This is a genomic window from Pseudomonas sp. m6p (assembly GCF_055760375.1).
In genome coordinates this window covers 5,385,064-5,398,666 of record NZ_CM147084.1, presented here as the reverse complement: position 1 = coordinate 5,398,666, position 13,603 = coordinate 5,385,064, and the positions used below count along the sequence as shown (strand labels likewise).

The following is a 13,603-nucleotide window of genomic DNA, read 5'->3' as shown; positions in this document are numbered from 1 at the left end:
ACATTGGAATGTATTTCCCTGTAGGAGCTGCCGCAGGCTGCGATCTTTTAGCGTTCCACGCGGGCACTGCGATACGCCGCCGGCCCCACGCCATACACCTGCTTGAACTGCCGGCTCAGATGACTCTGGTCGGCAAAACCCAACTGCATGGCGACTTCCACCGGCAGGCAACCACTCTGCAATAAACCCCGGGCCGTGGCGATGCGCTGCTGCATCAGCCAAGTATGCGGTGGCATGCCGGTGGCGCGGCGGAAGACACGGGCGAAGTGGAAGGGCGACAGATTCACCGCGGCCGCCAGTTCTTCCAGCGATGGCGGCGCCGCCAGTTGCGCGTGCAGCAGCTCCTTGGCCATCACCACCGCGCGATGTTCCTTGCCCGGGCTGCCGTTGATCTGCACCGCCGCATGTCGCTGCAACAACAGCATCATCATTTCGCGCCACACCGTCTGCTGTTGCAGTGCGGTGGCGGGGCTTTCCAGCAAGCGGTGCAACTGACAGAAGCCGTTGACCAGATCCGGGTCGCGGTACAGCGTCGCGCCAAACGCCGGCATCGGCGCGCAGGGCAGTTCCAGTTCTTCGAGCAAGGACACGATCTGTCCGGTATCGGGATAGAACGCCCGGTACAGCCAGCCATCCTCAGTACCCTTGTGCCCGGTGTGCAATTCGTCCGGATTGATCAGCACCAGCGTGCCGCTGCCGGCCAGGTGTTCGGCGCCGCGATAGCGATAACGCTGGGCACCGGCCATGATCATGCCGATCACATAACCGTCGTGGACGTGCGGGGCGAAGCGATGCTCGATGTAGCGCGCCGACAGCAACTCGACCCCGGCCAGCGGCGCGGTTTGCCAGAAGCGGATCGACTCGCCCTGATCGCTCACGACGTCACACGGGCCAGCCATTGCGGAATGCGCCGTTCCAGGTAATAGCCGGGCTGGCGGAACGTGCCATCGACAAAGCCGACGTGCCCGCCCTTGGCCTGCAATTCGAACTGGGTGCTGGTGGACAGCTCCTCGGCAGTCGGCAAACTGTGCGGAAACACGAACGGGTCGTCAGCCGCCTGAATGATCAGGGTCGGGGTGCGGATCTCGCCGAGAAAGTAACGACTCGACGCCCGTCGATAGTAATCCTCGGCATCGGTGAAACCGTGCAGCGGCGCGGTGACCCGGCCGTCGAAGTCCCAGAAGGTGCGCATGTTCTCCAGCGAACCGAGCGCCGCCAAGGCTGCCAGGCCATCCTCGCGCCCGTCATGCTGGAACTGGCGTTGCTTGTTCTTGATGTAGGCGACCATCTCGCGCATGAAGTGTGCTTGATAGACCTTGGAGAAACCCTGGCCAATGCGGTCGGCACACTGATCAAGCCGAAACGGCACCGACACGGCCACCGCACCGAGCACGCCGCTGTCGCTGCCGGTCTCGCCCAGATGCTTGAGCAACACATTGCCGCCCAACGAATAGCCAACCGCATACAGCGGCGCCAGCGGGCGCTTGGCACGCAGATGTCTGATGGCTTCGGCGAGGTCTTCGCTGGCACCGGAATGGTAACTGCGCGGCAGCAGGTTGGGCTCGCCTGAACAGCCGCGCCAGTTCAGCGCGACACTGGCCCAGCCTTGGGCGGCGAGCGCGGCCTGGATCCCGGCGACGTAAGGCGAATTTGAAGAACCGGTCAGCCCATGCAGCACCAGCACCAGCGGCGCCTCGGCGCTGTGCGGGCCATGCCAGTCGAGGTCGAGGAAGTCGCCGTCATCCAGCCACAGGCGTTCACGCTCGCGATCAAGGTGGACGGTTTTGCGCCACAGCGGCCCCCACAAGGTTTGCAGGTGCGGGTTGCCGAGGCCGAAGGCGGGGGTGAAGCGTTCTGAAGAAGCGGGCACGATGGTTCTCGATGCAGCTTTGTGGGCAGAGTAGGCAGGCTTTTGTGGCGAGGGAGCTTGCTCCCGCTGGACTGCGCAGCAGGCCTCGCTTCTGAAACAGGAGCCGCTACGCGACCCAGCGGGAGCAAGCTCCCTCGCCACAGATTTAGCGCAAACTTTCAGTTAACCAGCGATCTCTGCCATACGTTGCCACAACGCGTAGTACACCCGCCCGGATTTCTGCTCGCGGTGCAGGCGCCAGTTGCCCGGCAGGCCCAGCGTCGAAGGCGCGGTCTCGCTTTCAGTGTAGATCCACGAATCCGGCGCCAGCCATTGGCGCTCTTCGAGCAAAGTGCAGACCGCTGGCAGCAGGTTCTTGTTGAACGGCGGATCGAGAAATACCAGATCGAACGGCGTGGCGACCTGGGTCTCCAGATAACGCAGCGCGTCGGCGGTCTGCACCTGGCCGTTGGTGCAGCGCAGGGTGCCGAGGTGTTCCTTCAGGCTCGATACGGCAACGTGGCTGGCATCCAGCGCCTGCCCCATGGCCGCGCCACGCGACAGGGCCTCAAGAAACAGCGCGCCGCTGCCGGCGAACGGATCCAGCACCTTGGCCCCGGCGACGTACGGCGCGAGCCAGTTGAACAAGGTTTCGCGCACGCGGTCCGGCGTCGGGCGCAGGCCCGGCGCATCGGGGAAGCTCAGTTTGCGGCTGCGCCATTCGCCGCCGATGATGCGCAGCTGGTTCACACCGTTGTGGACGTTCTGCGCAGGTTTTTTAGGACGAGTAGCCATTAATGCTCCGGAACCCCGAGCGGTGGCTCGGCAGGTTTATCAGATGGGGCCGGTAACGGCTTTTGCGGCACGGTCGGGCCAGCGCTGACGATGACCAGTTTGTCCGTGCTCAGGTGTTTGTTCATCGCGTCTTTGACCTGCTTGACAGTCAGGCTCTGGGACTGACGCATGAAGTCATCCAGATAGCTCAGCGGCAGATTATAGAAGCCCATGGCGCCCAGTTGGCCGACGATATCGGCATTGCTCGCGGTGGACAGCGGGAAGCTGCCGGCCAGTTCGCGTTTGGCGTCGTCGAGTTCTTTCTGGGTCGGGCCGGTTTTCAGGTAATCGGCGAGCACGTCCTGCACCAGTTTCAGCGTGCCTTCGCTCATTTCCGCGCGGGTCTGCAGGTTGATCATGAACGGGCCGCGAGCCTGCATCGGGCTGAACCCGGAATACACGCCGTAGGTCAGGCCGCGCTTTTCGCGCACTTCGCTCATCAGCCGGGTGCCGAAACCGCCACCACCGAGGATCTGGTTGCCCATCGACAGCGCCGCGTAATCCGGGTCGTCACGGTCGATGCCCAGCTGTGCGAGCAGCAGGTTGGTTTGCTTGGACGGGAACTCGATGTGATTGACGCTGGCTTTCGGTTCCTGCGGCTGGGCGATTTTCGCCAGCGCCGGGCCTTTCGGCAGGGCGCCGGAGACCTGATTGGCAATCGTCTCCGCCTCGGCGCGCGACAGGTCACCGACCAGCGCTATCACCACGTTGCCCGCCGCGTAGGCCTTGGCGTGGAACTCACGCAGTTGCGCCAGAGTGATCTTCGGCACGCTCTGCGGGTTGCCGTCGCTGGAATGCGCGTAAGGGTGGTCGCCGTACAAACGTTTCATCAGCTCAAGGCTGGCGAGTTTGCCGGGGTTCTGTTTCTGGTACTCGAAACCGGCGAGCATCTGATTCTTGATGCGTGCGAAGGAGTCGGCCGGAAAGGTCGGTTTGCCCACCACTTCGGAGAACAGCTTCAGCGCCGGCTCGCGCTGGTCGGCGGCGCTCAGACTGCGCAGCGAAGCCAGCGCCATGTCCTTGTGGGCACCGTTGCCGAAATCCGCGCCGAGGCTTTCGAAGCCCTGGGCAATGGCGCCGACGTCCTTGCCGGCCACACCTTCGTTGAGCATGGCATTGGTCAGGACTGCCAGGCCCGGCGCATTGCCGTCCTGACTGCTGCCGGCGGCGAAGATCAGGCGCATATCGAACATCGGCAGCTCATGGGCTTCGACGAACAGTACCTTGGCGCCTTCGGCGGTGTTCCAGGTCTGCACGTCGAGCTTGCGGCTGGCCGGGGCCTTGCCGTCGAGCTCGGCCAGCGATTGCAGCTTCTGGCTGGTCTTGGCGTTGTCCAGCGCTTCGCTGGCGTCGGTTTTGACACCGGGCATCAGATAGAACGCGGCAGAGCCGATCACGGCGATGGCGATCAAACCGAGCAGCAGGCGTGGGGATTTGCGCTCACTCATGAGTCGTCTCCAGTGGCAGGACATGGGCGACGCTGAGACGTTCGCGGGTGAAATACAGCTTGGCGGCGTTCTGGATGTCTTGCGGGGTCACGCTTTCCAGATCGGCAAGTTCGGTGTCCATCAACTTCCACGACAGCCCGACCGTTTCCAGTTGGCCGATGGCGGTGGCCTGACTGGTGATCGAATCACGTTCGAACACCAGGCCGGCAATAACCTGTGCCCGCACGCGTTCCAGCTCTTCGGCGGACGGTGCGGTGGTTTTCAGTTGTTCCAGCAGTTTCCACAGACCGGCTTCAGCTTGCGCCATGGTCTTGTTCTTCTGCGTGTTCGGCGTCGCCGACAGGGTGAACAGGCTGTCGCCCCGGGTGTAGGCGTCGTAGCTCGACGAACCGCCCGAGACCAGCTCTTCGCCGCGCTCCAGTTGCGTCGGGATGCGCCCGCTGTAGCCGCCGTCGAGCAGCGCCGAGATCAGGCGCAGGGCGTTGACCGAGCGCTTGTCTTCAGCAGTGGCAATGCTGGGCACGTTGAAGCCGAGCATCAGGCTGGGCAGTTGGGTCTGCACATGCAGGGTGATCTGGCGCTCACCCGGCTCGGCCAGTTCCAGCGGTTTCTTCGCCGGTGGCACGTCGCGCTTGGCAATCGGCCCGAAGTAGCGTTGGGCGAGGGTCTTCACTTCATCGGGGGTGACGTCGCCGACCACTACCAGCGTGGCGTTGTTCGGCACATACCAGGACTGATACCAGTGCCGCAGCTCTTCGACCTTCATCCGGTCCAGGTCTGCCATCCAGCCGATGGTCGGCGTGTGGTAGCCGCTGGCCGGGTAAGCCATCGCCTTGTAGCGCTCGTAGGCTTTGGACATCGGCTTGTCATCGGTGCGCAGGCGGCGCTCTTCCTTGATGACTTCGATTTCCTTGGCGAACTCGTCCGCCGGCAGACGCAGATTGGCCATGCGGTCGGCTTCCAGTTCAAACGCTACGCCCAGACGGTCGCGGGCCAGCACCTGGTAATAGGCGGTGAAGTCGTCGCTGGTGAACGCGTTTTCTTCGGCGCCCAAGTCGCGCAGGATCAGCGAGGCTTCGCCGGGGCCGACTTTCTCGCTGCCCTTGAACATCATGTGCTCGAGCGCGTGGGACAGACCGGTCTGGCCCGGGGTTTCGTAGCTGGAGCCGACCTTGTACCAGACCTGCGACACCACCACCGGCGCGCGATGGTCTTCGCGCACGACGACCTTCAGGCCGTTGTCGAGGGTGAATTCGTGGGTCGGTTGCGGGTCGGCCGCCAGGGCCGAAAGGGGCAGGCAGACTGTGCTGAGCAGCAGGCCTGCAGCGCGGCGGGCTAGAGCATTCATTCGTTTTTTAACCTGTTGGGCTGCCCGCTTGGTCTTAGCGTCGGCGGGCGAGAGGGTGCTAGGATACTGATCCGTTTTACCGGCGACCACGCCTATCAGGTTTTCAGGCCTGATCCGGTTGTATAGGTTGGCGGCAGAAAGCTGCGGTTTATCGACTAGACTTCGCTTTTTCGCCGATTTTTCCGGTTTAGTCCTTCGTTAATACGAATCTTTGGGGTGCCGCTGGCGCCTCGACAAAATGTTGCGCGTGAACAAGCTGGATGAAACACAGTCTGTTCTGCATCGAATATTTATTTGCCGGGGCGCCCTTATGGCGCGTCGCTACCGTGAGATAGCCGTCCTCCATGTTTGGTTCCAACGACGACAAGAAGACCCCAGCTGCGGCTGGCGAGAAGAAAAGCCTGTTCGGATGGCTGCGTAAGAAACCGCAGGAACCCGTCGTCGAACAGCCGCCCGCGATTCCTGAACCGGCCCCGACGCCAGCGCCTGCCATAGAAGAAGAGCCGGCGCCGATCGTGCTGCCGATTGCCGAGCCGGTGCTGCAACCGGTTGAGCCAGAGCCACAACCTGAAACCCCGGTGGCGGCCGAGCTGTCATTGACTCCGACGGTCGAGCCGTGGCTGACCTTGCCGGTGGCGGAAGAGCCGGTGGCCTTGGTCGAAGAGGCGGCGCCGCATGTGACGCCGCCGATTCCGGCGCCTGCCGCGTTCGTCCCTGAAGTCGCTCCGGCGCCAGTGGTTGAGCCCGTTGTCGAGCCAGCGCCGGTTGTTCCCGAACCCGTGGCCCCGGTGGTCGTCGCCCCTGTTGCGCCGGTCGTTCAGCAGCCTGCACCTGCACCTGCCCCGGTCGTCGCTGCTCCGGTGGTGCCGGTAGACGTGGTTGCTGAAACGCCAGTGGAAGCTCCGCGCAGCGAAGAAACCAAAGTCGGCTTCTTCGCCCGCCTCAAGCAAGGCCTGTCGAAAACCAGCGCCAGCATCGGCGAAGGCATGGCCAGCCTGTTTCTCGGCCGTAAAACCATCGACGACGACCTGCTTGATGAGCTGGAGACCCGTCTGCTGACCGCCGACGTCGGTGTCGAAGCCACTACGCAGATCATCCAGCGCTTGACTCAGAAGGTCGCCCGCAAAGAGCTGGCCGATGCCGACGCGCTGTACAAGTCGCTGCAGGCCGAGTTGGCGGCGATGCTGAAACCGGTCGAACAGCCGCTGAAAATCGCCTCGCAGACCAAACCGTTCGTGATTCTGGTGGTCGGCGTCAACGGCGCCGGCAAGACCACCACCATCGGCAAGCTGGCGAAGAAGCTGCAACTGGAAGGCAAGAAAGTCATGCTCGCCGCCGGTGACACCTTCCGCGCCGCTGCCGTTGAGCAGTTGCAGGTCTGGGGCGAGCGCAACAAGATCCCGGTGATCGCCCAGCACACTGGCGCGGACTCGGCGTCGGTGATCTTCGACGCCGTGCAGGCCGCCAAGGCCCGTGGCATTGACGTGCTGATCGCCGACACCGCCGGTCGTCTGCATACCAAAGACAACCTGATGGAAGAGCTGAAGAAAGTTCGCCGGGTGATCGGCAAGCTCGACGCCGACGCGCCGCACGAAGTGTTGCTGGTGCTCGACGCCGGCACCGGTCAGAACGCCATCAATCAGGCCAAGCAATTCAACCAGACCGTCGAACTGACCGGCTTGGCGCTGACCAAGCTCGACGGCACCGCCAAGGGCGGGGTGATTTTCGCCCTGGCCAAGCAGTTTGGTCTGCCGATCCGCTACATCGGCGTCGGTGAAGGCATCGACGATCTGCGTACCTTTGAAGCCGAACCCTTTGTCCAGGCACTGTTTGCCGAGCGGGAGCGTTCATGATTCGTTTCGAACAGGTCGGTAAACGCTACCCGAACGGTCACGTCGGCTTGCATGAGCTGAGCTTTCGAGTCCGTCGTGGCGAGTTTCTGTTTGTCACCGGTCACTCCGGTGCTGGTAAATCCACGCTGTTGCGCCTGTTGCTGGCGATGGAGCGTCCGACCAGCGGCAAACTGCTGCTGGCCGGGCAGGACCTGAGCACCATCAGTAACGCGCAGATTCCGTTCCTGCGCCGGCAGATCGGCGTGGTGTTCCAGAATCACCAGTTGCTGTTCGATCGCACGGTGTTCAACAACGTCGCGCTGCCGCTGCAGATTCTCGGCCTGTCCAAGGCCGAGATCGCCAAGCGCGTCGATTCGGCGCTGGAGCGCGTGGCGCTGTCGGATAAAACCGATCTGTACCCCGGCGACCTGTCCACCGGTCAGCAACAGCGCGTCGGCATCGCCCGCGCCATCGTCCACCGTCCAGCCCTGCTGCTGGCGGACGAACCGACCGGTAACCTCGACCCGCGCCTGGCGGCCGAGATCATGGGCGTGTTCGAAGACATCAACCGCCTGGGCACCAGTGTGCTGATCGCCAGTCACGACCTGGCCCTGATTGCGCGCATGCGGCACCGCATGCTGACCCTGCAGCGCGGCCGATTGATCGGCGACGGGGAGGCCGGCGTATGAGTGCGACACGCAGTCCGAAGGTTTCCGAGCGCGTGGCCCCGAAGGCCGCCGACCCGCAACCGCCGAAGAAGAAAAAACACGACGATGACGATGGCCCGGACTTCTCCACGCTGTTGCGTTCGTGGATTGAAAGTCACCGCGCCAGCCTGCTCGACAGCCTGCGTCGCCTCGGCAAGCAGCCGATCGGCAGCTTTTTCACATGCATGGTGATGGCCGTGGCGCTGAGCTTGCCGATGGGCCTGTCGCTGCTGATCAACAACGTCGAGCGTCTCGGCGGTTCGTGGCAGCGGGCGGCGCAGATTTCGTTGTACCTGCAACTGGATGCCACGCCCGCGCAGGGCGAGTCGTTGCGCGAGCAGATCAAAGGCATGCCCGGTGTCGCTGATGCCGAATATGTCGGCCGCGATCAGGCGCTGGAAGAATTTCAGCAGCAGTCCGGTCTGGGCGAGGCCTTGCGCGAACTGCCGGAGAACCCGCTGCCGGGCGTGGTGCTGGTGACCCCGAACGAGGTCGACAAGCCGACCCTGGAAGCATTAAGACAAAAACTTTCCGAGCTGCCCAAGGTACAACAGGCGCAACTTGATCTAGTCTGGGTCGAGCGTCTGGCTGCCATCCTCAAGCTCGGTGATCGTTTTGTCTTCGGTCTGACGGTGCTTCTGGTTTCTGCATTACTTTTGGTGATAGGCAATACCATTCGTCTTCATATTGAAAACCGCCGCACAGAGATAGAAGTGATTAAACTCGTCGGCGGCACTGACAGCTATGTGCGTCGTCCCTTCCTTTATATGGGCGCGTTGTATGGCTTCGGTGCAGGTGTTCTGTCTTGGGGTGTGCTGGCGTTCGGCCTGAACTGGCTGAACGACGCGGTGGTTGGACTGGCCGGCTTGTACGGCAGTGATTTCGCGCTGGCCGGAGTGCCAGTTGCCGACGGTCTGTCGCTCTTGCTTGGCGCGGTGCTGTTGGGTTATATCGGTGCATGGATTGCAGTCGCACGTCATCTCAGGGAGCTGGCGCCGAAGTAGAATCTTTTTTGCGCGTGATTGACCTTGCGGTTTTTTTGGGAACTTGCACTTGAATTCCCGGTCAATTTTTCGCAGTGCCGAGAGGCACGAGTATGTAAGTGGGAGGTTTTTTCGCATGACCAATTCTTTGCAACCTGCGTACGCGTTGGTTCCGGGTGCGAACCTGGAAGCCTATGTGCACACCGTCAACAGCATTCCATTGCTGACGCCGGAGCAGGAGCGTGAACTGGCCGAGAGTCTCTACTATGAGCAGGATCTTGGGGCGGCTCGGCAGATGGTGCTCGCCCACCTGCGATTTGTCGTACACATTGCCCGTAGCTATTCCGGCTACGGTCTGGCTCAGGCTGACCTGATCCAGGAAGGCAACGTCGGCCTGATGAAGGCGGTTAAACGCTTCAACCCGGAAATGGGTGTGCGTCTGGTGTCGTTCGCCGTGCACTGGATCAAGGCGGAAATTCACGAGTTCATCCTGCGCAACTGGCGCATTGTGAAAGTCGCGACCACCAAGGCCCAGCGCAAGCTGTTCTTCAACCTGCGCAGCCAGAAGAAACGTCTGGCGTGGCTGAACAACGAGGAAGTCCACCGTGTGGCGGAAAGCCTCGGCGTCGAACCGCGTGAAGTGCGTGAGATGGAAAGTCGCCTGACCGGCCATGACATGGCCTTCGACCCGGCTGCAGAGGCCGATGACGACAGTGCTTTCCAGTCGCCGGCCAACTATCTGGAAGACCACCGGTACGATCCGGCGCGTCAGCTGGAAGATGCCGACTGGAGCGACAACTCCAATCACAACCTGCACGAAGCGCTGGAAGTGCTGGACGAGCGTAGCCGTGACATCCTCTACCAGCGCTGGCTGGCAGAAGAGAAAGCCACGCTGCACGACCTGGCACAGAAGTACAACGTGTCGGCCGAGCGGATCCGTCAGCTCGAGAAGAGCGCGATGAACAAGCTCAAGTTGTCGATCGCCGCGTAACCGGCGCTCAGGCAAACAAAAACGCCCCGATCAGCGATGATCGGGGCGTTTTTTTATGCGCATATGTCAGGGCGGCATTAATCCCTGTGGGAGCTGGCTTGCCAGCGATGGCGTCGGGTCAGTCATGTAGATGGTGGCTGAACTACCGCTATCGCGGGCAAGCCCGCTCCCACAGGGATTTTCAGTGTCTATAAGAACAGTGAGGGCTATTGCGCCCAAGGCGCCCGACGCGAATCATCCAGCCCCAGCAAATAACTGGTCCCGCCCAACTGGCTCATCTGCTGCCGAATCCACCCGGCCCGGCGCGATACATAAGCTGTCGGATGGCTCGCACTCCACACCCGCGGATTGGGCAGTACTGCCGCCAGATAACTGGCCTGCTGACGCGACAGTGACTTGGCGCTCACACCAAAGTGATGACGTGCTGCGGCTTCGGCACCAAACACCCCGTCATCCCACTCGACGCTGTTCAGGTAAACCTCAAGAATCCGCTGCTTGGGCCAGAACACTTCGATCAGTCCGGTAAACCAGGCTTCCAGGCCTTTGCGCAGATAGCTGCGCCCCGACCACAGAAACAGGTTTTTCGACACTTGCTGGCTCAGGGTGCTGGCGCCGCGAATCGAACCGCCGAGTTCGTTGTGGGCCAACGCCGCCTGGATCGCGCCGAAGTCAAAACCCCAGTGCTCGGGAAATTTCTGATCTTCGCCGGCCATGACCGCGACTTTGAGGTCATCGGAGATTTCGTCCCACGATTTCCAGGTGCGCTGCAGGTCAATCGGCTCGCCGTCGACCCAGGATTCGATCTTGCGCTCGACCATCAGCGCCGTGCCCGGCGGCGGCACGAAGCGAAACAGCAACACCAGCAACACACTGCCGCCCGCGAACCAGAGCAGGGCCTTCGTGAGACGACGCAAAAGTGAACGCAGCATAGAGATGGCTTGGCCGAACCGATAGAGCGGGCCATTATACAGACCCTGCCGAACGAGTCTGACTGGAGTTCCACATGCTGCGTGGCTTTCTGATGCTGGCCGCTTTCTTTGGTTTTACCGGTGTGGGCCTTGGCGCCTTCGCCGCCCATGGCCTGAAAAGCCGCCTGACCCCTGAGTATCTGGCGATTTTCCATACTGGCGTGACTTATCAACTGGTGCACACCCTGGCGTTGTTCGGCGTGGCGCTGCTGGCCACGCAGATTCAGGGGCGGTTGGTGACCTGGGCGGGTATTTCGTTCGCCGTCGGCATTCTGCTGTTCTCCGGGAGCCTGTATGTGCTGACCACCACCGGCATCAGCAAGCTCGGCATCATCACCCCATTCGGCGGGCTGGCGTTTCTGGTCGGCTGGCTGTGCCTTGGGCTTGCCGCCTGGCGCCTGCAGTAAACCGCTTGACGCTTGGTGCTGACCTTTAGGTCATGATCGGGCTAGAATGCCACCCCCTAAAAATGATGGCGGCCTGGCGCATGCGCATTCAGTTGAACGGCGAATCCCTTGAACTGCCCGACGGTGAAACCGTTGCGGCCCTGATTGCCCGTATGGACCTGACCGGTCGGCGGGTGGCAGTTGAACTCAATCTGGATATCGTCCCGCGCAGTCAGCATGCCGACACCGTTCTCAATGACGGCGACCATGTTGAAGTGGTGCACGCCATCGGCGGCGGCTAGTCGCCCGGCCCGCAAGGGCACAGAATTCTGCAAGACCCTCACCCCTAAAGAGGATTCCCCATGAGCATCGTTCGCAGCGACAAGCCTTTTGTTCTGGCCGGTCGTACTTACCAGTCGCGTTTGCTGGTCGGTACCGGCAAGTACCGTGACATGGAAGAAACCCGTCAGGCCATCGAAGCCTCGGGTGCCGAGATCGTCACCTTCGCCGTGCGCCGTACCAACCTCGGCCAGATCGAAGGCGAGCCGAACCTGCTCGAAGTGCTGTCGCCGGATCGCTACACCTTCCTGCCGAACACCGCCGGTTGCTACGACGCTATCGAGGCCGTGCGCACCTGCCGCCTGGCCCGTGAGCTGCTCGACGGCCACAACCTGGTGAAGCTGGAGGTGCTGGCCGACCAGAAAACCCTGTTCCCCAACGTGATCGAAACCCTCAAGGCCGCGGAAACGCTGGTCAAGGAAGGCTTCGACGTGATGGTTTACACCAGTGATGACCCGATCATCGCCCGGCAACTGGCGGAAATCGGCTGCATCGCGGTCATGCCGCTGGCCGGTCTGATCGGTTCCGGTCTGGGGATCTGCAACCCGTACAACCTGCAGATCATCCTCGAAGAAGCGAAAATTCCGGTGCTGGTGGATGCCGGTGTCGGTACCGCCTCCGACGCCACCATCGCCATGGAACTGGGCTGTGACGCCGTGCTGATGAACTCGGCCATCGCCCACGCCCAGCAACCGGTGATGATGGCCCAAGCCATGCAACACGCGATCGTCGCGGGCCGTCTGGCCTACCTCGCCGGCCGCATGCCGAAAAAACTCTATGCCAGCGCCTCTTCGCCGCTGGATGGTCTGATCAAGTAAGAGCCATTGATGACTGAATCGAACGACACGCCTATCCAGACGGAAGAGGGCGACGAGCGCCAACACCGCCGCATCAAGAGCTTCGTGATGCGCGCCGGGCGCATGACCGAAGGCCAGCAACGTGGTCTGGACCAGGGCGCGCCGCTGTACGTGCTGCCGCTGGCCGACGCGCCGGTGGATTACGATCAGGTGTTCGGCCGTTCGGCACCGCGCTCGCTGGAGATCGGTTTCGGCATGGGCCACTCGCTGCTGGAAATGGCCGCGGCGGCACCGGATCAGGACTTTATCGGTGTGGAAGTGCACCGTCCGGGTGTTGGCGCGCTGCTCAATGGCGTGCTGACTCAGGGCCTGACCAACCTGCGGGTCTACGATTGCGACGCGATCGAAGTGCTCAACCGCTGCATCGCCGACAACAGCCTCGATCGCCTGATGCTGTTCTTCCCTGACCCGTGGCACAAGAGCCGTCACCACAAGCGTCGCATCGTTCAGGCGTCCTTCGCCGAACTGGTGCGCAGCAAGCTGAAGGTCGGCGGCATCCTGCACATGGCCACCGACTGGGAACCGTACGCCGAGTACATGCTGGAAGTGATGAACGTCGCCCCGGGCTACCGCAACCTCGCCGAAGACGGCAAATGCGTACCGCGCCCGGCCGAGCGCCCGATCACCAAGTTCGAACGCCGCGGCGAACGTCTTGGGCATGGCGTGTGGGATCTGAAGTTCGAAAAACTGTCCTGAGTCCTGCGCAATACTCCTGTAGGAGCTGCGGCGATCAGCGACAACGCCGATCAACACCAGCACCACCAGCAACACCGGCGCCAGGCTGTAGTTGTTGAACTGGCTCAGGCCCTTGACCACCCACGGTGTGGCGTAGATCAGCGCGGCACCGCTGCCGATTACGCACAGCAGGGCCATCAGCGGTACGCGCAGGGCGCCGGCGATGCTGCCCAGACGCTGCTCGACCCAGCCCTTGAAGTCGGCGCCGAACAGCACCAGCAGGCAGCCCACCAGCGCCAGGGCGATTTCCGAGAGGTTGCTGCGGCTCCAGCGGGACACGGTGGCGAGCAGATCGAGTATCAAATCCATGCGTTTTCCCTTGGGGC

14 protein-coding genes and 1 pseudogene are annotated in these 13,603 nt (G+C 62.3%); 8 read left to right on the top strand and 7 right to left on the bottom strand.

Annotation, left to right across the window (positions count from 1 at the left end; genetic code table 11):
- Window positions 1–47: 47 nt before the first annotated feature.
- The 5 genes from ACYZUM_RS24690 to ACYZUM_RS24670 all read right to left on the bottom strand — a co-directional run bounded on the left by ACYZUM_RS24690 (window position 48) and on the right by ACYZUM_RS24670 (window position 5,479).
- Window positions 48–899: an AraC family transcriptional regulator gene (locus ACYZUM_RS24690; RefSeq protein ID WP_174377000.1), complete on the bottom strand. Its 852-nt coding sequence runs from the start codon at window positions 897–899 to the stop codon at window positions 48–50.
- Window positions 875–1,870 (bottom strand): hydrolase, encoded by a 996-nt coding sequence (locus ACYZUM_RS24685; protein WP_108184101.1) that lies wholly within the window; start codon window positions 1,868–1,870, stop codon window positions 875–877. Before ACYZUM_RS24685 ends, ACYZUM_RS24690 begins: the two co-directional genes overlap by 25 nt.
- A gap of 162 nt (window positions 1,871–2,032) precedes the next feature.
- On the bottom strand, window positions 2,033–2,644 hold the full coding sequence (gene rsmD / locus ACYZUM_RS24680) for a 16S rRNA (guanine(966)-N(2))-methyltransferase RsmD (protein WP_108184100.1): 612 nt from the start codon (window positions 2,642–2,644) through the stop codon (window positions 2,033–2,035).
- Window positions 2,644–4,131, bottom strand: a complete 1,488-nt coding sequence (locus ACYZUM_RS24675) for a M16 family metallopeptidase (RefSeq protein ID WP_108184099.1) — start codon at window positions 4,129–4,131, stop codon at window positions 2,644–2,646. The genes rsmD and ACYZUM_RS24675 overlap by 1 nt, the downstream gene beginning before the upstream one ends.
- Window positions 4,124–5,479: a M16 family metallopeptidase gene (locus ACYZUM_RS24670; RefSeq protein ID WP_098966083.1), complete on the bottom strand. Its 1,356-nt coding sequence runs from the start codon at window positions 5,477–5,479 to the stop codon at window positions 4,124–4,126. The genes ACYZUM_RS24675 and ACYZUM_RS24670 overlap by 8 nt, the downstream gene beginning before the upstream one ends.
- 344 nt (window positions 5,480–5,823) lie before the next feature.
- On the opposite strand from ACYZUM_RS24670, the gene ftsY reads away from it, so the two are divergent.
- From ftsY to rpoH, 4 genes are all read left to right on the top strand, one after another.
- Complete coding sequence (gene ftsY / locus ACYZUM_RS24665) at window positions 5,824–7,332, top strand: signal recognition particle-docking protein FtsY (RefSeq protein ID WP_108184098.1); 1,509 nt, start codon at window positions 5,824–5,826, stop codon at window positions 7,330–7,332.
- A complete protein-coding gene (gene ftsE / locus ACYZUM_RS24660; protein WP_003229148.1) occupies window positions 7,329–8,000 on the top strand; it encodes a cell division ATP-binding protein FtsE in 672 nt (223 codons plus the stop codon). Before ftsY ends, ftsE begins: the two co-directional genes overlap by 4 nt.
- A complete protein-coding gene (gene ftsX / locus ACYZUM_RS24655; RefSeq protein WP_007964135.1) occupies window positions 7,997–9,022 on the top strand; it encodes a permease-like cell division protein FtsX in 1,026 nt (341 codons plus the stop codon). The genes ftsE and ftsX overlap by 4 nt, the downstream gene beginning before the upstream one ends.
- Window positions 9,023–9,137: 115 nt before the next feature.
- A complete protein-coding gene (rpoH, locus tag ACYZUM_RS24650) occupies window positions 9,138–9,992 on the top strand; it encodes an RNA polymerase sigma factor RpoH (RefSeq protein ID WP_003229146.1) in 855 nt (284 codons plus the stop codon).
- 206 nt (window positions 9,993–10,198) lie between these two features.
- On the opposite strand, the gene mtgA is transcribed toward rpoH, so the two are convergent.
- On the bottom strand, window positions 10,199–10,921 hold the full coding sequence (gene mtgA, locus ACYZUM_RS24645) for a monofunctional biosynthetic peptidoglycan transglycosylase (RefSeq protein ID WP_108184096.1): 723 nt from the start codon (window positions 10,919–10,921) through the stop codon (window positions 10,199–10,201).
- 74 nt (window positions 10,922–10,995) lie between these two features.
- On the opposite strand from mtgA, the gene ACYZUM_RS24640 reads away from it, so the two are divergent.
- The 4 genes from ACYZUM_RS24640 to trmB all read left to right on the top strand — a co-directional run bounded on the left by ACYZUM_RS24640 (window position 10,996) and on the right by trmB (window position 13,238).
- Window positions 10,996–11,367 carry a DUF423 domain-containing protein gene (locus ACYZUM_RS24640; RefSeq protein WP_003229144.1) on the top strand — a complete coding sequence of 124 codons (372 nt, stop codon included), beginning with the start codon at window positions 10,996–10,998 and terminating at the stop codon, window positions 11,365–11,367.
- 80 nt (window positions 11,368–11,447) lie between these two features.
- Entirely contained in the window at window positions 11,448–11,648 is a 201-nt protein-coding gene (gene thiS / locus ACYZUM_RS24635) for a sulfur carrier protein ThiS (RefSeq protein WP_161794890.1), read from the top strand.
- A gap of 60 nt (window positions 11,649–11,708) precedes the next feature.
- Window positions 11,709–12,503, top strand: a complete 795-nt coding sequence (locus ACYZUM_RS24630; protein ID WP_007964131.1) for a thiazole synthase — start codon at window positions 11,709–11,711, stop codon at window positions 12,501–12,503.
- Between the two features lie 9 nt (window positions 12,504–12,512).
- Complete coding sequence (trmB, locus tag ACYZUM_RS24625; RefSeq protein ID WP_064589653.1) at window positions 12,513–13,238, top strand: tRNA (guanosine(46)-N7)-methyltransferase TrmB; 726 nt, start codon at window positions 12,513–12,515, stop codon at window positions 13,236–13,238.
- 27 nt (window positions 13,239–13,265) lie between these two features.
- Here trmB and ACYZUM_RS24620 read toward each other — a convergent pair.
- A pseudogene (locus ACYZUM_RS24620) lies at window positions 13,266–13,586 on the bottom strand (DUF3392 domain-containing protein); the annotation flags it as partial.
- Between the last annotated feature and the right edge of the window lie 17 nt (window positions 13,587–13,603).